Consider the following 23,002-nt stretch of genomic DNA (forward strand, 5'->3'; position numbering starts at 1 on the left):
TAAAATGTAAAATATTTACATTAATTATGTGTGTGATTGTTTTTAATCGATATTACCGTTCCAAATTATGTCGAAGACAGTTTAAAAATTCAAAACCAAAACGCGCCAGTTTGGTTTCACCAACGCCACTGATTCTAAGAAATTCGGAGTCATCTTGCGGACGTTGTTGCGCCATCTCCACTAGGGCGGCATCACCGAATACTTGGTACGCGGGAATGTCTTCGCTGTCAGCGATCTCTTTACGTAATATGCGTAGCTCTTCAAATAAAGCGCGATCTTTGTCCAATAAACTGTCTTTAGAAGATTTTTTGCCCGATGAGACACGGCTGCTTTTAGCGGCTTTAACTTCTTTTTTAGGGAAAGCCAGCTCTAAGTCTATTTTGCCTTTGAGCAGTTCACCTGAACTTTCAGTAAATTTAAGCACCGAATAGTTCTGAATGTCTTGAAAGAGGTAGCCTAAATGAATTAACTGTCGCAAAATACTGTTCCACTCATGTGTTGAATACTCTTTACCAATCCCATAGGTGCTGAGTGCTGCATGATTAAGTGAACGGATACGTTCATTATCCATGCCGCGTAATACATCAATGATATGTTTCGCCCCAAATGATTGGTCTAAACGATAGACGCAGGACAAGGCTTTTTGGGCCGCAATTTTACCGTCAAATAGGGTCGGTGGATTAAGGCAAACATCGCAGTTACCACACGCTTTATGGCTGGGTTCACCAAAATAATTGAGGAGCACAATTCGGCGACAGTTTTGCGCTTCGGCAAAGTTGACCATGCTTGAAAGTTTGAAGTTCTCAATGCGGCGTTGCTCTTCATCCGGAACTTGTTCGACAAAAAACTTGGCGGTGGCGACGTCCTGCATACTAAACAGCAATAGAGCTTCTGAATCTAAACCATCACGTCCAGCTCGCCCGGTTTCTTGATAATAACCTTCAATATTTTTTGGCAGGTCGTAATGCACTACAAAACGCACATTGGGTTTATCAATTCCCATGCCAAACGCCACAGTAGCGACCACGATATCGATTTCATCGCGTAAAAATTCCTGATGTACTGTTTGACGAATTAAAGCCGATAAACCCGCATGGTAAGCCTTGGCTTTAAAACCCATGGCTTTAAGATTTTCGGCAACTTCTTCGACTTTTTTACGGCTTAAAGCATAGACAATTCCACATTCATCCTTATGATCTTCCATAAAGGTCATTAACTGTTTAGCAGGTTGACGTTTTTCTAAGACGTGATAACGAATATTGGGCCGATCAAAACTGCTGACATAGACTTTAGGCTGATGCAGGTGCAATTTGTCGAGAATATCCTGGCGGGTGGCATGGTCGGCGGTGGCCGTTAAAGCAATAAAGGGTACTTGCGGAAACAAGGCTCTTAATGACCCCATTTGTGCATATTCTGGACGAAAATTATGTCCCCACTGTGAGATACAGTGCGCTTCATCAATCGCGAAGAGAGAAATGGGTAGGCTTTGCAGTTGATTGATAAAGTTGGGTTGCATCAGTCGTTCAGGAGAGACATAAAGCAGATCTAATTCCCCCATATGCAGTTGGCGCATCACTTGGTGCTCAGTGTCTGGATCTAAACTTGAATTATAGTACTCTGCGCGAATGCCATAAGCCTTAAGGGCTGAAACCTGATCCTGCATCAATGCAATTAAAGGTGAGACGACAATCGTAGTGCCGTTACGAATCAGCGCTGGAATTTGATAACAAGCCGATTTACCTCCACCGGTCGGCATCAGTACAAAACTATCATGACCTTGAATGGCATCCTCAATAATTTCAGCCTGCTGATTACGGAATGACTCATAGCCAAAAATATCTTTTAAAACTTCTAAGGCTAGGGTTTGTGTTGGAGTTGGAGTCATAGTGGTCTTTTAAGTTGTTTTAATGTGTTTTTAAGAGATGTGTCGATTTTTTCTGGGACTTTACAGACACATTACCAAAGCTACCAGGCCTGGTAGCTTTGAATTCATGCCTGTAAGAGGGTATGACCATAGATGAAAAAATAATGTTTAAGGAGGGTTAAGGCCTTTAGCGTCTCTAGTGCGCTTCGTCCCAGTTTTTACCCTGTCCAACTTCGACAATCAGTGGGACTTTTAAAGTTAAAGCCGATTCCATAATGGCTCTGATTTCCGCTTTAGCACCCTCTAAGTCTTTATCTGCGACCTCAAATACTAATTCATCGTGTACCTGCATCAGCATGATGAGGTCGTAAGGCGCGGTTTTCAACCAAGCTTCCATTTTGATCATGGCAATCTTAATAATGTCGGCCGCAGTGCCTTGCATCGGTGCATTGATCGCAGTACGTTCTGCATACTGGCGCAGTTGACCGTTAGATGCATTAATGTCTGGAAGATAAAGGCGGCGGCCCTTTAAGGTTTCAACATAGCCGGTCGCTTTGGCTTGCTGTTTAGTGTTTTCCATATAGGTCAATACACCTGGATAGCGAGCAAAATACAAATTAATGTACTCTTGCGCTAGGCCACGTGAAACATTGAGTTGCTTGGCAAGCCCAAATGCAGACATCCCATAAATCAAACCGAAGTTCACCGCTTTAGCGCTACGACGTTGTTCGGTGGTGACGTCTTGTAAATCAATACCAAATATTTCGGCGGCGGTGGCCTGGTGAATATCTCGACCTTGAGCAAAAGCATTGAGTAGACTATCATCATCCGACAAATGGGCCATGATGCGTAACTCGATTTGTGAGTAATCGGCCGCCACCATGGTGTAACCAGGACGAGTAATAAAGGCTTGACGAATACGACGACCTTCTGCAGAACGAATTGGAATGTTTTGCAGGTTTGGTTCTGTGGAAGACAAGCGACCCGTTGACGCAACCGCTTGCATATAAGAAGTATGAATACGTCCAGTGCCTGGGTCAATTTGCTTCGGTAACGAGTCAGTATAGGTCGATTTCAGTTTGGCTAAGCTGCGATACTCTAAAATCAAAATAGGCATTTCATGGCCCTGTTCAGCCAATTCGGCTAATACCGGTTCAGCCGTAGAGGCTTGGCCTTTTGGCGTTTTTTTGAGAACCGGCAGTTCCAAATTTTCAAACAGAATGACTTGTAACTGTTTTGATGAGTTCAGGTTAAAAGCTTCTCCTGCAATTAAATGCGCTTTTTGTTCGAGTTCAGCCAGTTTCGCAGTAATTTCGACACTCTGTTTTGCTAACATCTCAGTGTCTAATAAGACCCCATTACGTTCCATATGCGCTAACACGGGAACTAATGGCATTTCTATGTCGGTAAATACCTTCTTTAAGCTGGGTTCTGCTTCTAATTGTTTCCAAAGTGTTTGATGGAGCTGTAAGGTGATATCGGCATCTTCGGCAGCATAAGGGCTGGCGGTTTTAATCTCGATTTGATTAAACGTCAGCTGTTTTTTTCCTTTACCAGCAATATCTTCAAAATGAATGGTGCGATGATTTAGATACTTCAGCGCCAAATCATCCATATTATGACGGGTTGCAATACTGTTTAAACAGTAGGACTCAATCATGGTGTCAAACTGGATACCTCTTAAGGTGATGCCGTGATTTTGCAGCACATGCCAGTCATATTTAAGGTTTTGACCACATTTAGCAACCGCTTCATCTTCTAGAATTGGTTTTAACCGTGCTAAAACCATCTCCAAATCCAATTGATCAGGTGCGCCTTCGTAATCGTGTCCTAATGGAATATAGCAAGCGAGGTTATTATCATCGTTTAGATTTTTAACCGCTAAACAGATGCCGACCACCTTGGCTTGCTGGGTATTTAAAGAGGTGGTTTCGGTATCAATCGCAAACAAGTCGGCATTTTCAATACGCTCTATCCAACGTTCAAACTGAGCGGGCATATAAATGGTTTCGTAAACCCCAGCACTGCTACTCGCAGGGCTTTCTGTTGAAGTGGCCGTAACACCATCAGTTGGGGCTGATTTGGTTACAAGGGGTGCAGGTGCTCGAGTGCCATTGGTTTTGGTGAAAGGCACTTGGCCATTCTGGATCTGTTTTAACCAGGTATTCAATTCATATTCGGCAAACAGTTCTTGCAGACGTTCCATATCGGCCGGATGGCGTTGGATATCTTCTAAATGCACCGGCAGATCGCAATCTAATTTAATCTCAGTTAATTTACGCGATAAAGCGAGTTGCTCCAGGTTGTCACGTAAATATTCGCCAATTTTGCCGCCAATCATCGGCGCATTGGCCACCAGATTATCAATATTTCCAAAAGCGGTTAACCACTTCACCGCGGTTTTCGGTCCACACTTGGGAATACCGGGAATATTATCGGAACTGTCGCCAACCAAGGCCAAATAATCAATAATTTGGTTGGGACGCACGCCAAACTTTTCCTGTACATAGTCAGGGGTAGAGTATGTATTCGTCATGGTATTGATTAAGGTGACATGCTCATTAACCAACTGCGCTAAATCTTTATCACCGGTAGAGATCAAGGTGTCGTGTTGGGCTTCCGTAGCCTGAAAAGCAAAGGTACCCATGACATCATCGGCTTCGACGCCATCAATCACTAGTAACGGCAAACCTAACGCCTTAACGATTTCATGAATCGGTTCAATCTGACTGCGCAGTTCATCTGGCATCGGTGGACGATGGGCTTTATATTCTGAATACATTTCATTACGAAAGGTCGGCCCTTTGGCATCAAAAATGACCGCCATTTTTTCAGGCTGATACTTTTCGAGCAACTTACCGAGCATATTGATCACGCCATAAATCGCCCCAGTGGCCTGGCCTTTACTGGAAGTCAAAGAAGGCATGGCATGGAATGCTCTAAACAGATAAGAGGAGCCATCCACCAAAATAAAGGGGCTTTCTGGATTGGTGATAATTTGTGGAGTTGATTCAGAATTCGATTCAGTCATTTTGTCGCCTGATATGGTAAAATTTGTCGCATTATTTTACCTTAGTTAGCATGGATTTAATTATCCCTAACCAAAATTAAGAGACTTTACTTTATGTCTGTCTATACAGTCGTTGAAGAAAACCAGTTAATCACCTTTTTAGAAGAGTATGACGTAGGATTTTTAGAGAGCTTTGAAGGGATCAGTGCCGGAATTGAAAATACCAATTATTTCGTCAACACTCGGCATAATGGTCAACTGAAACAGTTTGTTTTAACGATTTTTGAACATCATGATTTTGAAGAGTTACCGTACTTCTTGAATATTATGGCGTTTATGGCGGAGCATAAAATCCCCACCGCACATCCGATGCCGACTCATTCAGAGGGGTATTTAAAAGAGCTGTGTGGTAAACCTGCCTCTTTGGTAACCCGCTTAACAGGCGGTGGAGTCGATCATCCTTCTGTTATACAGTGTGGCGTGATGGGTAAGCAGTTGGCGTCTTTTCACCAGGCCGGTTTAGAGTATGAGCAATGCCGTGCGAATGATCGAGGTATTGATTGGATGCAATCGACCTTTGATGAGATAAATACCCATTTAACGATTGAAGAGCGCGATTTGATTACCGCTGAACTGGCGTACCAAAACCAAATTGATTGGGCGCATCTGCCACAGGGTGTGATTCATGCTGATTTGTTTTGTGATAATGCCTTGTTTGATGGGGATGAATTGACGGGGATTATTGACCTCTACTATGCTTGTAATGCAGCCTTTTTGTACGATCTTGCTGTAATGGTAAATGACTGGTGTCGAATGAATACTGAAAACCCAGCAGACATTCATTTTGATGAGTCCAAGATCGCCACTATGGTGTTTGCCTACCAACAACAACGTCCATTGACCGAAGCAGAGCAACAGGCTTGGCCAGCCGCATTACGGTTGGCCGCGTTACGTTTCTTTTTATCGCGTTTACAAGACAAGTGTATGCCACGTGAAGGTGAAATGACGCAGATTAAAAACCCTGATGTCTTTAAAAAAGTATTACAAATTCACCAGAATACGCTTTAAATATATACTTACCAGACTGGCCAATTGTTAGAATTTCAGCGATGGATAGGCAACTCTGCATCTTGCTGAGTGGTTAAATTTTGTGATAATAACGATAAGTATTTCGTCCCTCGTTTTTAGACAGGTAAAGTGCTTCATCAGCCATTTTTTGAAGCGACTTAATATCCACCGTATCTTTAGGATAACAGCTAATACCGATGCTGGCACCGATTTGAATAGGGTGATTTTCGATGAGAAATTGGGTTTTTAACTTATTTAGGATTCTTTCAGCCAATATTGCCACCTCTTTTGGGTCATGAATACCGTTAAGGATAATGGAAAATTCATCACCCCCCAGTCTTGCGATAATATCAATTTCACGGCAGCAATAAATCAGAACGTCAGCTACTCTTTGCAGCAAGACATCCCCCACATAATGACCATAAGTGTCGTTCACTGGTTTGAACTTATCAAGGTCGATACTCATTAGACAAAATTGTGTCTTGAAACGCTTAGCCTGTTGTTGCATCTCAAGCAGGCGTTGATTAAATTGATATCTATTTGCCAAGCCTGTTAGAGAGTCTGTCATGGCAAGTTTTTCTATCTGTGCATCCTTCTCTTTACGTTCGGTAATATCGCGCACCAAACCGGTGAACCTAAGTTCATTCGCAACTCTTATGGTATTGAGAGTGATTTCAACCGGAAAAATTTCTCCATTTTTTCTCTGAGCTGTTTGGTCTAAAGAGTTGCTTTGATCACGAGTCGACTTCCCTTCTGAAAATGCTTTTAGATAACCATCATGGGCACTTTTAATCGGTTCATGCATCAATAAAGAGATGTTTTTACCGATGATTTCATCGGCTTTGTAGCCAAATATTTTTTCCGAGCCAGGGTTAAAGGTTTCGATTATCCCTTTGGCGTTAATCGTGATAATGCCATCTCTGACAGTGTTTAATATTGAACTGACGAGCAATTGATCTTTTTCGGCAGCCTTACGTGCCGAGATCATCTGTTCTGTCATAAGCATCGCTTTATGGGCTTCTTCTTCAGAACGTTGATGCAACTGCTTGTTTTCTTCAAGTTTCTGTTTTAGCGCTTTATTGACTTGTACTAGGGTTTCTTCTGATTCGAATCGTTTTATGACATTGGTTTTAAACACTTTCACCGCCCGCACCATTTGGCCAATTTCATTTTTGGCTTGGTGCCCAGTAATTTCAATATCAAGTTGATTGTCTGCCAGTCGCACCATGTTTTTTGTCAGCTTAAGAATAGGCTGAATGATATAGAATCGAATAAGGAGAATAACAATGAAAATTAGAAAAACAATGGTAAAAACACTGGCCCATCTACCCAGAGGTATTGCTTTATTAACGGCTTCAAGCGCTTTAGAGACATTGATAGAGTGAGTAGAAATTTGACGATTAACTTCTTGTTCGAGAATTTGAAAACTGCGTAAAGCTGGAACATCATTGACATAAACATCACGATCAATCTCTTTAATAGATTCACCCAGCGCGATTAATTCAGGTATTTTGTCTAAATTTTTAGAATATTGCATTAGCATTGACTCAATCTCCTTGAGTGCCAATTTTTCAGAGTCTTTCAGAGGCAGTTGTCGATACTGGCGAATTGAAGCTTCAACGAGCTGGATATTGATTTTGATTTCATTTATTAGGTGGGTGTCTTGCAAGGTGTCTTCATGGGTCATTTTATGACGAAGAATATAGTTTTTGAACTTATGGATTACGCCACCATAACCGAGCGCGGCACGCAAATCTGCGATGATACGGGTCTTATTGATGGGGTTATTATTGGTTTGTTTTGAGAAGGTCGCTTGACGAAGGGCTTTTAGCCCTCGTAATGCGGGATGATCGTCCACTGCTATAGCTTGGTCAATTTCTGATAGGCTGTACTCTTCTGCTTTCATCGTTTGCGCTTTTCGCAATGCATTTTTATACGCTGTGACCACGGCGAGTATATCTTTAATGGCAAGAGTTTCCGTGGTGGTCAGCTCCAAAGCAGAATACTGTTTCAAAAAAGCTTTAATCGCACCGATGTTTGATTCAACCTGGCTTTTGTACTCTTCACTATCGCGCAGAAGATAGTTCTTGAAATTATGAATCATACCTCCATAACCAATGGCTGCTCTCAAGGCACCTTCTAGCCGTGCCTTTTCACTCAGATCTGTTTGATACAGTTGCCAAGCATTATCAATGACCACAATATTTTTTTCGACAAAGTAAGAGCTGACGATAATCACCACCGTTATGAAGCCCGTGAGGAAGGCTAGAATCCAAGTAAAGGTCGCTAATTTTAAATTGGAAAGCATGTGCGGTGCCTTTTGAAGATACAAAACTAAAAATAAGGTTAGGGAGTTGTTTGCCTAATTTAACGAGTAACCAGTGTAATGAAACCGAGGGTGAATTCAGGGTTGTAAGTATAGGCGGATTGGGTCAAATTTTTTATTGATTATTTGTTGAGATCCATAAGCTGAATGTATCCGGTACTTTTTGCCTGTAAGTCGTCTTTTTTAGGTTCACCGAACGCAAAATTACAATGAGTTTCTCAAAAAATTGGGTTTACAAAAGTTAAAACTAAAACCCTTATTATACACTGACTGATGATTGATTAAATTCCAGCATTGTGTACGGAAGAATTAGCGAGCCATCCTTTCATACCTGTCACGACTACGAGTAATCCAATTAATCCAATCGCAGATAAGCTTAATACCGCGTAAACACTGACTTGTTCCCAGGGTAGCCCGATCAGAAGATTTCCTAATGCCATCGCAATGGCGGTGCCCAAATAAAAAAGACCATACGCTTTGCCTTTATTCTGTGTTGTTTGTCCGATACGACTGCGTAAAGCATTAAATCCTCCAACCACAAAGATACCTTGAAAAATGAAGGCTAGAATAATGGCCGTTGGACTGTGAAAGAACAGTAATAAAGTGGATAAAACACCGGCCCATAAGCTCAAGCGCAGTAACCATTGTGCTCCTTGGGCATCTAAGCGTTTCCCTATCCGGTAGCTAATGAGGGTTTGAGTCAGTGCTGAAACGACCATTAATAATGGAAGCCAGTGAGTGCCAATACCGATTTCACTGCCCCTCATCACCATAAATGCATCATTCAACATAAAAAAGACCGCTAAAAAATATACAGTAAACCATGACCATAATGAGGGATCAAAATGAGACCAGCTTTCATTGGACGGTGAATGATGGGGTGCCTTGGTTGATTTTTTTTGTGAATGTTTAACGGTGTCTTTGACAAAGAAAATTAAGATCAGCACGCCGATGATGCCAGGAATGATCGTTAATTCAAACATGGTACGTATCAAATCTGCAGATTGACCTAACCAGCTCAACAATAAAAAGGCGATGATTCCACCTATGGTTTCGCCTGCAATATCTAATGTTTTATGGAGACCAAATGCCTTTCCCTGGTTTTGTTGCTGTGCAGATGCAGAGATCAGCATATCTTTGGGAGCGCTGCGAATGGCTTTACCTAAACGTTCTGTGGCACTGATGGCGGCAACGCTCACCCAGGTACTTGTATAGGCTAACAGAGGTTTCGTAATGGCGGATAAACTATAACCGATCAGTAAAAGTGGTTTGGTGATTTGAAATTTATCACTCAGATAACCACCGACCCAACGAAGTAAATAAGAGACGAGGGTGGTAATGGCTAATACGTACCCTAGTTTATCCATGCCTTGATTGAGAACAATGACCACATAGATAGGAATAAGTGGCTTGACCATTGCAGAGGCCATATCGGTGAAAAAACTGACCCATCCAAGTGCAAAAATATTTGGAGATATTTTAAGCATAACCACCTCTTTATTTCAAAGTAGCTTACCAGGCCTGGTCATTTTGTAAAACAGATTTTAAGCCATTACTTTTTATTATATTTGCCTGTTAAGCTAGAGCCACGCTTGGTCTTTGAGGTAGGCTCTTTGTGATGAGATTTTGTGTTGTTTGAAACCGTATGGTTGTTTTTACGTGGGTTTTTAGAGTGTCGGTCGGTTTTCTGGCGATATGACTCGGCATCTTGAGGGACTTTATGTGCTGTGCTTTCATCATTTGCATGCTGTGTGAATTTCAGATGTATTGCATTCGGCTTCCCCTTGATACTTGAGGTTTTGCTCGATCCAAGAACAGCGTCGTTGATTTCATCCATCTCTTGCGAGGTTAGGTTACGCCACTGGCCGACTTGTAGGTTACCCAGGTGGACGTTCATAATTCGGCTACGTTTTAGTTTGGTGACGGTGTAACCCAGGTATTCTGCCATGCGACGAATCTGTCGGTTAAGTCCTTGGGTTAAGATAATGGTAAATACAAACCGACTGTTGATGGAGGCCGCGCACGGTTTGGTGACGGTATCTAAAATAGGCACACCACTCGACATCTTGCGTATAAAATCATCTGTTAGAGGCTTATCGACGGTGACCACATACTCTTTATCATGAGCATTTTCAGCGCGTAAAATCTTATTAACGATATCGCCATCACTGGTGAGAAAAATCAGGCCTTCAGAGGGTTTATCGAGTCGACCAATCGGAAAAATACGTTGTGGATGACCAATCGCATCGATGATATTGCCTTTGACTTGGGACTCTGTCGTGCAGGTAATACCGATCGGTTTGTTGTAAGCGATATAGACACGATCAGTTTTATCTTCTGGCATCGCCATAATGGATTGGCCGTTTACCCTGACATCATCCCCAGGCACTACCTTCGTGCCGAGTTCTGGTAATTTACCGTTAATGGTGACCCGTTTTTGCTCCACGAGCCGATCGGCCTCACGGCGCGAACAAAAACCTGATTCACTGATAAATTTATTGAGACGCTTTTCGATGGGGGTGCTGGTGCTCACAGGCATTCCAATTGTTTGAGTTTGCGAAAGTGTAGCAAATCAAAGGCATAAGACAAAGTTAATTAAGGCTGAAGATCACTTTGTGAGCAATGAGGGTGTTGACTGGAGTGCTGATTATTTGGGGAAGTCTGAGAGTGATCGTGATACCTTAAAGAGACCCATTTCCCGTATTATCGTTACTTGGTGTAGCGTTTGAACAGCGAAAAAATGATTGTAAATTTAGATTATGATCGCAAGCCACTTTAAAGCCATGGATTTCGTCATTGAATAATAGATATTTAAGGGTATTTAAAAGTATTGCTATCGCAGATAAATCGATTCAGGATGATTGTCTACAAGGCAAGTATGGGGAGATTAAGTAGGCGGTATGTACCTTCTGGTTGGTTGCTTTAACGGATGAGGAACATCCTTTTGAAAGGGCCTGCCACAGGCCTTAGCAACCAACTCTAAATTGAGAACTTAAGCAGAAAGCCCAATTTGTGGTGCTTCAGAAGGCTTGATGCTTGCTAAATAAACAAACATCAATGCCGTTATATAACTCGCAAAAGGCAGGGTCACGATTGCCAACAGTAGCAAGCTTGGAGAAGAGTTTTCCCATAAAGAGAATAACCCACTCAATAGACTCCACAATAATAAAAAGACAGCTACACTCGCAAATTTGGTGTTCATCGTTAACATAATCAATACTCCAATATTTATAATCATAAACTCTGTTTTTTGTAGACTTTGAGACCTACAATCATGTCCTATCCGTACTGATATAGGGTTCAAGAAACGGTCGAGTTTCTGTTTACAATTATCTGTTTATTAGTGAACTTTAATGTGATGGTGGTGTGACGCTTTTATTGCAGGGTTGTCATATAACATGGGTTTGTTTAAGGCTACACAGTTGTCCTTAAGAGTAAGCCATCATAGGCGGTTACAGCCGTTGAGTACCGCCGCTTTTGTTTTTTAAAAATGAAGGGGGTTAACCAAAACGACCTTAATCGAGCATCGTTCAGATTTTTTGTAAAGGAATAGGCAGGAGTTATTCATTAAATTTGCAGGGTATTTTTGATTGTTTAGCGATGATTGTGTTCTTGGCGAATTTCCTGAATCTCTTGGCGTTTCCAATCATCACCATCTTTTACCATCGGGTATTTTGCCCATTGGGCGAATTCACTGCGTGTAATGCAATCACTACGAGTTGCTTGTTGTCCTGCAATTTGTTTAAAGATGACAAAGTCTTTTTGTGGATCGGTACTAGGGGATTCATCAATGATTTGACGCATTGACCACTCTTTGCTCACATGGCCGTTACTGTAAACACTTCCTAAATGAATGTCTTGCGCAGTAAGATGCGAGTGCGCGGCATTGTAATTTGCCAACTCAAAAATACGTTTAACTTCGTCTTCATTGACACCTACGAATGAGTCGATCTGTTTTAAAGCCTCAATAAAGTCTTCGTGTGAAATGCTTGCGGGTGTTTGAGTGGTCTCTTGTGCCGATAATTGAGAGTGCGGACTGAACAGATCGTAGTGGTTGAGATACGCTGGATAACGACGCCAGTGGAAGATGAAGTTGAACATCATTGCCACAGCAAAAATAGCTAAAACGTTAAGTAACACGGGGGTGATTAAAAACTGATAACCCAATTCATGAATAGATTCTCCACCGATCACTGCTGTTAAGGCGGTTGCGCCTCCTGGAGGGTGAATGCATTTTAGATAGTACATGGCTAAAATGCTTAGGCCGACTGCGCAACTGGCCGCCAGAATCGGTTCATCAATAAAAAGAGCACAACTCACGCCAATAAAGGCCGCCGAAAGATTGCCGCCCAACAGAGGCCAAGGCTGTGATAAAGCACCGTGAGGAACGGCAAATAGTAATACGGCTGAAGCCCCCATGGAGGCAACTAAAGCCCAGCTCGAGGGCAGATCTAAAAAGATTTGGTTGATGACAATCAGTAAGAAAATAGCAATAAACCCCCCCAATGCTGAGAGGATTTTTTCGCTGTGACTGACCGGTGCTTGGGTAATGCCGAGGAATTGTTTTAAGGTAGAAAATGGTTCTTTCATGGAAGACACTTTTTTGTAATGTGCGAGTTTGTATAGAGTTTATGCTGAATTAAGCTGCGCCAAACACCAAACCAACATAAGTCGTTAAAGCCATGGCCAAACTGCCCCAAATAAACATTCGCAACGCACCTTTCAGCATATTAGCACCACCGGTTTTTGCTGCCAAAGCACCTAAAGAAGCCAATAAAAGCAATGAAGTGCCGGCGATAATATAACCGATATTTTCCATCGGTAAAAAGGCAATCAATAACACAGGAATGGCTGCGCCGGAAATAAATGAAGCAGCAGATGCTAAGGCTGCTTGTAATGGTTTGGCACTGTGGGTTTCAGTATGACCTAACTCATCACGTGCATGGGCACCTAAAGCATCATGGTCCATTAATTCGGTGGCCACTTTATGGGCCGTCTCTTCACTGACACCGCGTTGGCGGTAAATCAGCGCCAGTTCGGCGTGTTCGGTCTCCCAGTCGTCTTCAAGGGCTTTTTTCTCAATCTCCAGATCGGCTTTTTCGGTATCGGATTGTGAGCTGACAGAGACATATTCACCTGCTGCCATAGACAGAGCACCTGCCACTAAAGCGGCGACGGCAACTAATAATATATGTTCTCTATCGGCACCTGATGCGATGACCCCTACCAGTAAACTGACGACAGAAATAATGCCATCATTGGCACCTAATACGGCCGCTCTCAACCAACCCATCCGGTGACTGAAGTGATCATTGCTAAGATGAGTATCTAGCATATCTTGCGTAAAGTTCGCCATGGTTTTTACCTGTTTGGGATGCTTGAATCGGCGCTGAAAAAATCCCAGGTCACTAGACCTTTAAAAGAATTTTAAGAGCTTTAAATTTAATTTTAAATTCTAACACTATAATTAAAAATGGGTCAATTTACGATTAGGTTGATTTGAGCTGCGCCGGACATAGAGGTTGTGGGTGTGCATTATTTATTCAAAACCATGCTTATCGATAAAGATGCCTACGTCTAGATTATTATAAATGGCCGCAGGACATATGCCCAGGCTACTTTATTTAAAGTGCAGGATCTATATTTCCCGCAATGCTAGCGTTACATCGGAACCAGCCTGTGACACTGACTCTAGGGTGTTTCGTTGGCAAGACTTCGTGCGGAATTTGCTCACTCATAAAGACAACCAGTTTGCCCATCTCTGGTGTGATGATGGCCAATTTTTTTGTAGATTCTTCATTATAAATGACCAATTCTCCGCCCCAATCGTTCTGCCAATTTGGGTTTAGATACAGTACTGTGGTCACCACGCGGTTGGCATTACCGCGAAAACTGTCTCGGTGTTTTTTATAGAAACCGCCAGCTCTATATAAGGCAAAGTGAGATTCATACTCTAATAAACCTAAGAAAAGCGCGTAATTAAGCTGATATTGCATCTCGGCCATCTGCTTTAAATAGGTTTGTTGAGCAGAACTCTTGCCATTCAACCAGTAGATGGAATCCTGACGTACCCCTTGATGAATTTGGCGTGTCTTTCCACGACCAATGCCTGCACGTTGTAATTCCCCTTCGAGATCATATTTTTCAACTTCGGTGAGAAGGCTTTGAGACAACTCATCTGTGATAGCATTTGGCCATTCAAACCAGCCATTTTCAACGAGTGAATCAAGGAGTTGATCTAATATTTTTGGAGTAAGGTCTAGCGGCATACGATGCAACTCATGAAGGGAGTTCGGAGTATGTTCTTAAGTGGTTAACTTGGCAATAAAAATTGATTTTAAAGTGTATTTATTGCTTGGCTAGATTAATTTAAGTGCAAATCAAGACTTTGTTAATCCTTTGTTTAGGATCTATTAAGCTTCTCTTAATAGAGTCTCAATGAAATCATCGTAGTATGACTCTATAATCCCTTGCAAATATAATGGAATTATAAACGTGCAAAAATCAAAACTCTGTTTGGCGATTCTCACAGCCCTATGTTCTTCTCAAATCCAAGCCTCAACGGAATTAGACTCTGTAACCGTGACGGCGACTCGTTCAGCAGAAGAGGTTTCTAAACAGGCACTTTCAATCGCTAAAAAAGGTACTGAAGAGGTAAAGTTAGATCAAGCCATTTTTCAAAAGGATGTATTGAACTCTATAGCAGGTGTTTCGGTTAAACAAACCGGTTCGGTCATAGGCCACACCATTGCTGTGCGTATGCCAGATTCGACCTCGCCGTACTATCTTTATCTACAAGACAATGTGCCCGTGCAGTCCTCTGGATTTTTTAACCACAATGCCATGGCCTATACCAATTTTCAAACCGCCCAAAGCGTTGAGATATTAAAAGGGGCCGGAACGGCTTTATATGGTTCCGATTCAGTGGCCGCCACGATCAATATTCAAAGTGCGCCACCGAGTATTGAGTTAGAACGAAAACTCAATGTTTACGGTGGCAGTGATGGCTTTAAACAGGGCGGTTTTTCCGTCAGTAATACTTTAGAGGATGATCGTTCATATCGACTTTCTGGCTCTATAACAGATAATGATGGGTGGCGTGATCATACCAATATGCAACGCCATGAACTCAGTGGGCAGTATAATTTCAGTCACGGAAAAGATGATTTCAAAGTCTCTTTTATCTCGAACTATTCACGTGCGCAACAAGCCAGTTATGTCACGAGTTTAGAGGGTTTAAAAAACAACCCTGAAGTGGCTGGAGACAAAAAGTTTCTGGATAAATTAGGTCTTGTGGATGCCATGCGCCAGTTTGACCATAATCGGGTCAGTTTGCAGTGGGACAGCTATCGGATTAAAGGGCTCGATTTGAGCACCATCGCGTATATCCGCAATACCCGTAATCAATATACCGCCACCTGGGAAAATAACCTGCCACAGAATGACAGCCAACAAAACACCTTAGGAGTGATGCATAAAGGGGTCATGAATCCAAGCTGGGGACGTTTTATTTATGGGATTGATGGCGAAGTCACTCACGGTACAACGCTGTATACACAACAGTTTGATTACGTGCCGACGGGTTGGGGTAGTTCAGTTGATACCGGAACGATTTACGACTATAACGTGGATTACTTAGCTATTTCACCTTACCTTCATTCTGATATCAAATTAGCGGATTCCTTAAGTTTATCGGCAGGGTTACGTTATGACATCAACCAATACCAATACACCAACAATACAGCGGATGGTCAGTATGCGACTTCAAGTTATGCTCGCCCTGCAGACCGCAATGACGATTACAGTCATTTAAGTCCTAAATTGGCTTTAACCTATGCGCTCTCACCCAAAGCGATGGTTTATGGACGTTATGCAAATGCTTTCAGGGTACCTTCAGCTTCGCGACTATATAGTTTATCAACCAGCAATATCGACTTTAGTTTAGACCCAGAAACCTCTAATACTTATGAAATTGGGTATAAAGTTGACGGCCAATCGACGGATGTGAAAGTGGCGCTGTACTATATGGATTTGGCAGATACCATTACCCGCTCAGATGATAGAACCTATTATTACAATGGGGGGACTACAATTCATAAAGGTCTAGAGTTGAGCTTAAAGCATGAGTTCAGCCCCCAATGGTCAACCAAAGTCGCTTATAGCTATAGCGTCCATAATTTTGAAAATGATGCTGTTTATAATGACAATGAAATGGCGAGCGCACCAAACCATCTATTGAATTTAAGAGCCTTCTACCGTCCAAGTGGCGTTGATGGTTTATTAATCATGGCAGAAGGAATCTATACTAGTGAGTATTGGATGAACAATGCGCATGATGTCAGTTATGCAGGGTATAAAATCTTGAACTTAAAAGCGAATTATCAAGTGAATAAAGCCTGGCGTGTGTTTGCTAAACTGGATAACGTTACCGATGAATCTTATGCGGAATCCGCCTCTTATGCTTATGGCTCTGAACGTTATACGCCGGGCGCACCTCGTCAGTTATTTGTCGGAACAGAGTTAACTTGGTAATCCTATGAACACACGTAAACTTCATAAAAAGGCGGGCATTTTTGCTGGCCTTTTTTTGCTTATCTTAAGCCTGACTGGTTTTTTCTTAAATCATGACCAGTGGAATTTTCAATACCAGTGGACGCTACCGAATTCTGTACTGCCGGATTCGGTGGCTAAGGCTGAAAAATCGCTGTTTCAATCCAAGGTTATTCATCCTGAAGACGTTCAGTGGCAGATTGTCGGTGGCATGCGTGGAGTGTTTGTCTCGTTGGATGGTGGAGTTAATTATCAGCAAACTTCAAAGCATCAATTTTATGCCTTACGTTGGTTGAATAATGTTCTTTATGGCGCGACAGAAGACGGTATTTTGCGTTCAAAGGATTATGGCTTAACTTGGCAGGCCTTTGCATTGTCCGGCCGATGGGTTAATGCTTTAGCAGCCGATGGTGACAAACTGCTGGCTTCGGTCGATAAAAGTCATTTAGTGTTGTTAACGCCGCAAGCAGAAATATTATCAGAAACCACGGTGACCTTGCCAGAAGATCAATTGGCGAAAAACATTACGTTATCTCGCTTTGTGCGAGACTTCCATTATGGCCGAGGTCTTTTCGATAATGGTTGGTCGCTATTACTTAACGATATAACGGCTTGGATACTGGTGTTTTCAGCCTTAAGCGGCAGTTGGATATGGTGGTCATTACGCCGAGCTAAAAAACGACAACAGGAATCCAAAGGGCTCGTTAAATGGATTAAAAAAGTCATGGGAGTACACAGTCATGGTTTGGTGTTATTAGCCATCCCATTTCTGCTGTTATTTGCACTGACGGGTATTGCCTTAGATCATAGTCAGTTTTTCAATAAACCGCTGAAGCAGGTAGTCTTGCCGATTGAAACCTTGCCACCTGTCTATCGAAGTTTGCAAGAAGATATTTGGAGTGTTGATGTAAAGGTAGATGCAAAAGAAGATCAACAGCAAGCGGTCACTTACCGTGTGGGTAACCGTTTTGGTGTTTATGAGAGTGCCGATTTAAGCAACTGGCGTAAAGTTTCTGATGGTTTCGCGTACCGCATGACACGTTTGACCGATACGTTATATGTCAGTGGCATGGGATCGCCTGCCAGAATTTACACCGACTATACCGGTTGGTTGGATATTAAAGCACCCCACATGTTCCGCGATGTTTATCAAAAGAACTATCAAGCGGTCTATTTTAAAGGACATGGAAAATCAGATCAGCAAGTTCCTAATCTCACGGACAGCTCTTTCTACAGTATTATGCTGACGTTGCATGATGGCACTTTCTTTGCCAGTTGGTGGGTATGGATCAATGATTTTGCTTCGGTATTATTGATTATTTTATTGGTGACCGGCTTGATGCGTTGGCAGAAAAAGCCCTCTGGTTTTAAACGTCTTTTAAAACGCCAAATCAAAGAGTAGGAAAAGTAAAGATACTCTAAATGACCAGGCCTGTTCATTTAGAGCCGTACTAAAACATAAAATGGTTACGTTCAGTTAACGTAGCGCTTTAGCATGATAAGCCATGTGTTCACCGATGAAACTGGCGATAAAATGGTAGCTGTGGTCATAACCTGCTTGGCGGCGTAACTGCAAAGGAATCCGCGCGTTTTGGCAAGCGGTTTCTAAGGCTTCTGGTAACAGTTGACCTGCTGTTAAAAACTCATCATCGGTGCCTTGGTCAATCAGGATGTCCGCGAGACTCGCCCCAGCTTCAATCAGAGCCACCGCATCATAAGCCTGCCAAGACTTTTGGTTCTCACCAAGATAAGCGGTAAAACAACCTTGACCCCAAGCACATTCGATAGGATGACAGATGGGTGAAAAGGCCGAAACGGATTGATAAGCGCCGGGATTCTTAAGTGCACAAATCAAAGCACCATGCCCACCCATAGAGTGTCCGCTAATCGATTTTTTGCCCGCGATTAGCGGTAGATTAGCCTCCAGTAGCTCTGGCAGTTCGCGGGTAACATAATCGTACATTTGATAATGCTCATTCCAAGGTGCTTGGGTGGCATTGACGTAAAACCCTGCGCCTTTGCCTAAGTCATAACGTGCAGGCTCATCAGGCACATTCTCTCCACGTGGACTGGTATCCGGCATAATAAAGGCCAAGCCAAATTCCGCCGCATAACGTTGTGCACCTGCTTTGGTTCGAACATTATCATCCGTACAGGTTAAGCCCGATAACCAGTAGAGGGCAGGTACCGATTGGATGGCTGCTTGTGGCGGCAGATAGACCGAAAAGGTCATTTCACACTGGCAAACCGCCGAATCGTGGGTATAACGATTTAGAAAACCGCCAAACTCTTTAATACTTTCTATGAGTTTCATCTGATGCGACTCCCTTAAAAAATAATAACAGAACGAATACTTTCGCCACTGTGCATCAAGTCGAAGGCTTTATTGATGTCCTCTAAGCCCATGGTGTGGGTGACCATCTTATCGAGTTCGATCTCACCGCTCATATAACGTTCAACATAACCCGGTAGTTCGCTGCGGCCTTTAACGCCGCCAAAAGCGCTGCCTTTCCAAGTACGACCCACCACTAAATTAAAGGGACGAGTCGAAATTTCTTGGCCGCCACCCGCAACACCAATCACCGTAGAAACGCCCCATCCCATATGAGTACACTCTAATGCATCGCGCATCACATGAACGTTGCCGATACACTCAAACGAGTAATCCACGCCGCCCTTGGTCATCTCAATGATGTAGTCGCTGATACTGCCATTGCCACCGATGGCATTCGGGTTAACAAAATCAGTCGCCCCGAGCGCTTTAGCCATCTCCCATTTCCCGGGATTAATGTCAACGGCGATAATGCGTGAAGCCTTTGCCATCACGGCACCTTGAATACAAGATAGACCAATACCACCCAAACCAAATACCGCCACGGTAGAGCCGGGCTCAACTTTAGCCGTATTAAGAACGGCGCCAATCCCCGTGGTCACACCACAACCGAGTAAGCAAACCTTGTCTAAAGGGGCCGCTTTATTGATTTTGGCCAATGCGATTTCCGGCACGACCGTATATTCAGAGAACGTTGAACAGCCCATGTAATGATAGATCGGTTTACCATTCATTGAAAAACGACGTGTGCCATCCGGCATAAAGCCGGTCCACACCGTGCTGGCAATGGACTGACAAAGGTTGGTTTTGGTGGAGTTACAATATTCACACTCACCACATTCCGGAATATATAACGGAATAACATGATCGCCCGGTTTCAGGTCTTTGACACCGGGTCCACATTCAACCACTTCACACCCCCCTTCATGTCCTAGAATAGCTGGGAAAACCCCTTCTGGATCCTCGCCCGATAACGTGAAAGCATCGGTATGGCAGACCCCTGAAGCGATGACCTTGAGTAATACTTCACCCTCTTTAGGGCCATCAACTTCAACGTCTTCAATTTCTAAAGGTTGTTTTGGCGCCCAGGCGACAGCGGCTTTGCATTTCATAAGATTACTCCAGGTTGAGGGGGGGTGCTTCTACGTGTAGGGTTTGTTTTTACAAAATTATTCGCCCATTCTAACTCAAAAATTTATTGATAATAGAGAGTCTATTGAGTGTTTTTTGCTAGTTTAAGACGTTTTTTCGGGTTAAATCATCTAACAGAGCATCAACCTATTGTGTAGCTCTATTGAATAGATAATGTACTGTAATAACAACCAGGCCTGGTCAAACTGAAATGGCTTGATTTATAGACTAATAAAACCCTCTGTTTCTGGGTATCATATATCTTACTGATGGTTCGAATAAAGAAGCGATAAAAGTGACTGAAACAAGTATAAAACAGGCTGTTAATATTCTGCAAGCGGGCGGGGTGATTGCCTATCCAACCGAGGCGGTTTATGGATTAGGTTGTGACCCGTTTAATTTACAAGCGGTTGAAAAGCTGTTTCACGTGAAACAACGCCCTGTCGAAAAAGGTGTGATATTAGTCGCCGCTTCTGTTGAACAGATCTCAACTTATGTCGAACTGCAAGGCAGATCTTGGGAAGGTGAGGTATTGGCCTCTTGGCCAGGGCCGATGACTTGGGTATTACCTATCAAAACGACCGCTAATTTACCTGATTGGATTACTGGGGGACGAAATACGGTTGCAATCCGAGTCTCTGCCCATCCGACAGTACAAGCCTTATGTCGCGCATTCGGTCAGCCGATTGTTTCAACCAGTGCTAATCTTAGCAATCAAACACCGGCCTCTTCATGTGCAGAAATCAAGCAGGTCTTTGAAGATTCAGTCTGGTGTTTAGAAGGAGAATTAGGTGATTTAATGCAACCGACGCAAATCAAAGAGGCATCAAGCGGTCAGATTCTGCGTTAGCCTTAAGTTTAAAATGTCAGATTTTTAAATGCTGAGTCACAAAAGATAAAACATCATGGTGAAGGTTTCTAACCTGGCTTATTCAGCGAATTTAACCAGGCCTGGAGAGTTGTTTAAGATACCTTATAATCGGCTTTAATCAATTCATAACCTTCGACTAAGGCTTGTACTTTGGCTTCATCGTATTGGCGTAAACTGCTTAATACCAGTGTTTTATAACCGTTACCGACTGGTTCACCCTTCTCAAATACCTGGAATTGTAAGTGTACAGTGCCCCGTTTACCTTGCACCTCTAAGCTGCTATCAATAAGTTCGAGTGTCGGTGACTGAATGTCTAAGTGATCGAGCTTGAAAGACATGCTTTCATAAATAACCATCGGGCGATCTGGGTTAATCATGACTTGATGCTGTTTCATCAACGGCACCAGAATATGCGGAAAACTATGACCTGAAAAAGCAACATAAGCACGGGTAAAGGCTTCAATCAATGGCATGTCGGTTGAGATATCACCATTACGGCTAACCTCCAGATAGTGTTTATCTTGATTATCGACAATTGCAAAAGTGTTCCCGGGCTGTTTTGGGAACTTCAATAAAACACCATTGCCCATCATGCCTGTATAGTTAAACTTCATTTCTTGTGACAGACCTGTGCGCGATAATACCAGTGCAAACAGAAGATCACCGGGTACTAAAAATCGTTTGGTGTCTGGATTATGCAAGGGATTAAAATCGCGAGCGACTTCTTTTGCAAAAGTGCTTGCTTGCACAGATGTGATGCTAATAAAGTCATCAGTCTCTTGAAAAAAGGGTTCAAGGTAAGAGGTGTTTAACGGCATAAGGTGTCCTGAAAGTTTAATGCGCTTTTGCAGTTTTGATGCTGATTCGAAATCTGCAAAGGGCTAAGATGCTGTATTTTATATAATCTGCTCAAGATGAGTATGAATTTCGTTAGTCGGCATTGATTCCTTTCAGTGTCTTGAATGCCTTAAGCAATCATGTTTAGCGTTGTCTTGATGTTTTTAAGGTCGCATTAAACAACGGTTCAACGCGTTTGGCGTATGTGTTTAAATCTTTGATGCGACTACTATGAGAGGGGTGAGTGCTTAACAGTTCAGGAGTTCTACCGCCTTTCGAAGCTTGATCCATTTTCTGCCAAACTTGAATCGCCGCATAGGGGTTATAGCCGGCTCTCGCGGCAAGTTCGACCCCCATTCTATCAGCTTCAACTTCATGGGTTCGGCTATTCGGTAGAGTTAAGGTGACTTGTAATGCCATGGCGGCCGCGTCCAGTGCTGGCCCTTGAACGCCGGTAAAGATACTTAAGGCTGTGAGCCCAACTTGAGTGAGGGTTTGCTCAGAAGCTCTCTCTCGACCATGCTCGCGTAAAGCATGTGCCATCTCATGTCCCATAATTGCAGCGATCTCTGCATCGGTAAGCTTGAGTTTCTCAATAATACCGGTATAAAAAGCAATTTTTCCACCGGGCATACACCACGCATTAAGTTGGTCGGATTGAATGACATTGACTTCCCAGTCCCAATTTGGCGCATCGTTTCTAAATACGGCTGTTTGCGGAATAAGACGATTAGCGATGCGGCGCACACGTTGAACCAAGACAGAGTTGGTGTTCAGTGTTTTGGTCTGTGCGGCTTCCTTTAACACAGAGGCATAAGCTAGCCTGCCACCATTGACCATTTCCGCTTCAGACACTAATAACAATTGCTGGCGCTCAATACCAACCGTCCCTTTTTTAGTACTGGTCGAAGTACACGCGGTTAACCCCATTAGGATGGTTATGAGGATGCCGGGGAGAATAACGTTAAAATAGATTTTATTTGTCATAAAAATCTCAGTGTTGGATGGTCGGG

17 protein-coding genes are annotated in these 23,002 nt (G+C 42.9%); 4 read left to right on the forward strand and 13 right to left on the reverse strand.

The window, feature by feature from the left end; all coding sequences use genetic code 11:
* Nucleotides 1-52: 52 nt before the first annotated feature.
* Both recQ and polA read right to left on the reverse strand, forming a co-directional pair.
* Nucleotides 53-1,885 carry a DNA helicase RecQ gene (recQ, locus tag F612_RS0111025; protein WP_019557830.1) on the reverse strand — a complete coding sequence of 611 codons (1,833 nt, stop codon included), beginning with the start codon at nt 1,883-1,885 and terminating at the stop codon, nt 53-55.
* Nucleotides 1,886-2,060: 175 nt separating this feature from the next.
* Nucleotides 2,061-4,895, reverse strand: coding sequence for a DNA polymerase I (polA, locus tag F612_RS0111030; RefSeq protein WP_019557831.1), 2,835 nt, complete (start codon nt 4,893-4,895; stop codon nt 2,061-2,063).
* 93 nt (nt 4,896-4,988) lie between these two features.
* On the opposite strand from polA, the gene F612_RS0111035 reads away from it, so the two are divergent.
* Entirely contained in the window at nt 4,989-5,942 is a 954-nt protein-coding gene (locus F612_RS0111035) for a homoserine kinase (RefSeq protein WP_019557832.1), read from the forward strand.
* A 73-nt stretch (nt 5,943-6,015) separates the two neighbouring features.
* On the opposite strand, the gene F612_RS13070 is transcribed toward F612_RS0111035, so the two are convergent.
* From F612_RS13070 to F612_RS0111070, 7 genes are all read right to left on the reverse strand, one after another.
* Nucleotides 6,016-8,250, reverse strand: coding sequence for a diguanylate cyclase domain-containing protein (locus F612_RS13070; RefSeq protein WP_019557833.1), 2,235 nt, complete (start codon nt 8,248-8,250; stop codon nt 6,016-6,018).
* 299 nt (nt 8,251-8,549) lie between these two features.
* Entirely contained in the window at nt 8,550-9,755 is a 1,206-nt protein-coding gene (locus tag F612_RS0111045) for an MFS transporter (protein ID WP_019557834.1), read from the reverse strand.
* Between the two features lie 65 nt (nt 9,756-9,820).
* A complete protein-coding gene (gene rluF / locus F612_RS0111050; protein ID WP_019557835.1) occupies nt 9,821-10,801 on the reverse strand; it encodes a 23S rRNA pseudouridine(2604) synthase RluF in 981 nt (326 codons plus the stop codon).
* Between the two features lie 459 nt (nt 10,802-11,260).
* The gene (locus F612_RS0111055; protein WP_019557836.1) at nt 11,261-11,479 is read right to left on the reverse strand and encodes a hypothetical protein; all 219 of its coding nucleotides are present in this window, start codon (nt 11,477-11,479) and stop codon (nt 11,261-11,263) included.
* A gap of 383 nt (nt 11,480-11,862) precedes the next feature.
* Complete coding sequence (locus F612_RS0111060; RefSeq protein ID WP_019557837.1) at nt 11,863-12,858, reverse strand: HPP family protein; 996 nt, start codon at nt 12,856-12,858, stop codon at nt 11,863-11,865.
* A 49-nt stretch (nt 12,859-12,907) separates the two neighbouring features.
* On the reverse strand, nt 12,908-13,624 hold the full coding sequence (locus F612_RS0111065) for a VIT1/CCC1 transporter family protein (protein WP_019557838.1): 717 nt from the start codon (nt 13,622-13,624) through the stop codon (nt 12,908-12,910).
* A gap of 268 nt (nt 13,625-13,892) precedes the next feature.
* Nucleotides 13,893-14,537 carry a 2OG-Fe(II) oxygenase gene (locus F612_RS0111070; protein ID WP_019557839.1) on the reverse strand — a complete coding sequence of 215 codons (645 nt, stop codon included), beginning with the start codon at nt 14,535-14,537 and terminating at the stop codon, nt 13,893-13,895.
* 226 nt (nt 14,538-14,763) lie between these two features.
* On the opposite strand from F612_RS0111070, the gene F612_RS0111075 reads away from it, so the two are divergent.
* Nucleotides 14,764-16,800: a TonB-dependent receptor gene (locus tag F612_RS0111075; RefSeq protein ID WP_019557840.1), complete on the forward strand. Its 2,037-nt coding sequence runs from the start codon at nt 14,764-14,766 to the stop codon at nt 16,798-16,800.
* Between the two features lie 4 nt (nt 16,801-16,804).
* Complete coding sequence (locus tag F612_RS12675; RefSeq protein WP_019557841.1) at nt 16,805-18,220, forward strand: PepSY-associated TM helix domain-containing protein; 1,416 nt, start codon at nt 16,805-16,807, stop codon at nt 18,218-18,220.
* 75 nt (nt 18,221-18,295) lie between these two features.
* Here the strand turns inward: F612_RS12675 and fghA are convergent, their stop codons facing one another.
* Together fghA and F612_RS0111090 are read right to left on the reverse strand one after the other, a co-directional pair.
* Entirely contained in the window at nt 18,296-19,132 is an 837-nt protein-coding gene (gene fghA, locus F612_RS0111085; protein WP_019557842.1) for an S-formylglutathione hydrolase, read from the reverse strand.
* A 14-nt stretch (nt 19,133-19,146) separates the two neighbouring features.
* A complete protein-coding gene (locus F612_RS0111090; protein WP_019557843.1) occupies nt 19,147-20,262 on the reverse strand; it encodes an S-(hydroxymethyl)glutathione dehydrogenase/class III alcohol dehydrogenase in 1,116 nt (371 codons plus the stop codon).
* Between the two features lie 314 nt (nt 20,263-20,576).
* On the opposite strand from F612_RS0111090, the gene F612_RS0111095 reads away from it, so the two are divergent.
* The gene (locus F612_RS0111095) at nt 20,577-21,131 is read left to right on the forward strand and encodes an L-threonylcarbamoyladenylate synthase (RefSeq protein WP_019557844.1); all 555 of its coding nucleotides are present in this window, start codon (nt 20,577-20,579) and stop codon (nt 21,129-21,131) included.
* A 113-nt stretch (nt 21,132-21,244) separates the two neighbouring features.
* Here the strand turns inward: F612_RS0111095 and F612_RS0111100 are convergent, their stop codons facing one another.
* Nucleotides 21,245-21,970, reverse strand: coding sequence for a DUF3581 family protein (locus F612_RS0111100; RefSeq protein ID WP_019557845.1), 726 nt, complete (start codon nt 21,968-21,970; stop codon nt 21,245-21,247).
* A 163-nt stretch (nt 21,971-22,133) separates the two neighbouring features.
* Nucleotides 22,134-22,976, reverse strand: a complete 843-nt coding sequence (locus F612_RS0111105) for a M48 family metallopeptidase (RefSeq protein ID WP_019557846.1) — start codon at nt 22,974-22,976, stop codon at nt 22,134-22,136.
* Nucleotides 22,977-23,002 lie beyond the last annotated feature (26 nt).

The sequence above is a fragment of the Thiomicrorhabdus arctica DSM 13458 genome (genome assembly GCF_000381085.1).
GTDB classification, from domain to species: Bacteria; Pseudomonadota; Gammaproteobacteria; order Thiomicrospirales; family Thiomicrospiraceae; genus Thiomicrorhabdus; species Thiomicrorhabdus arctica.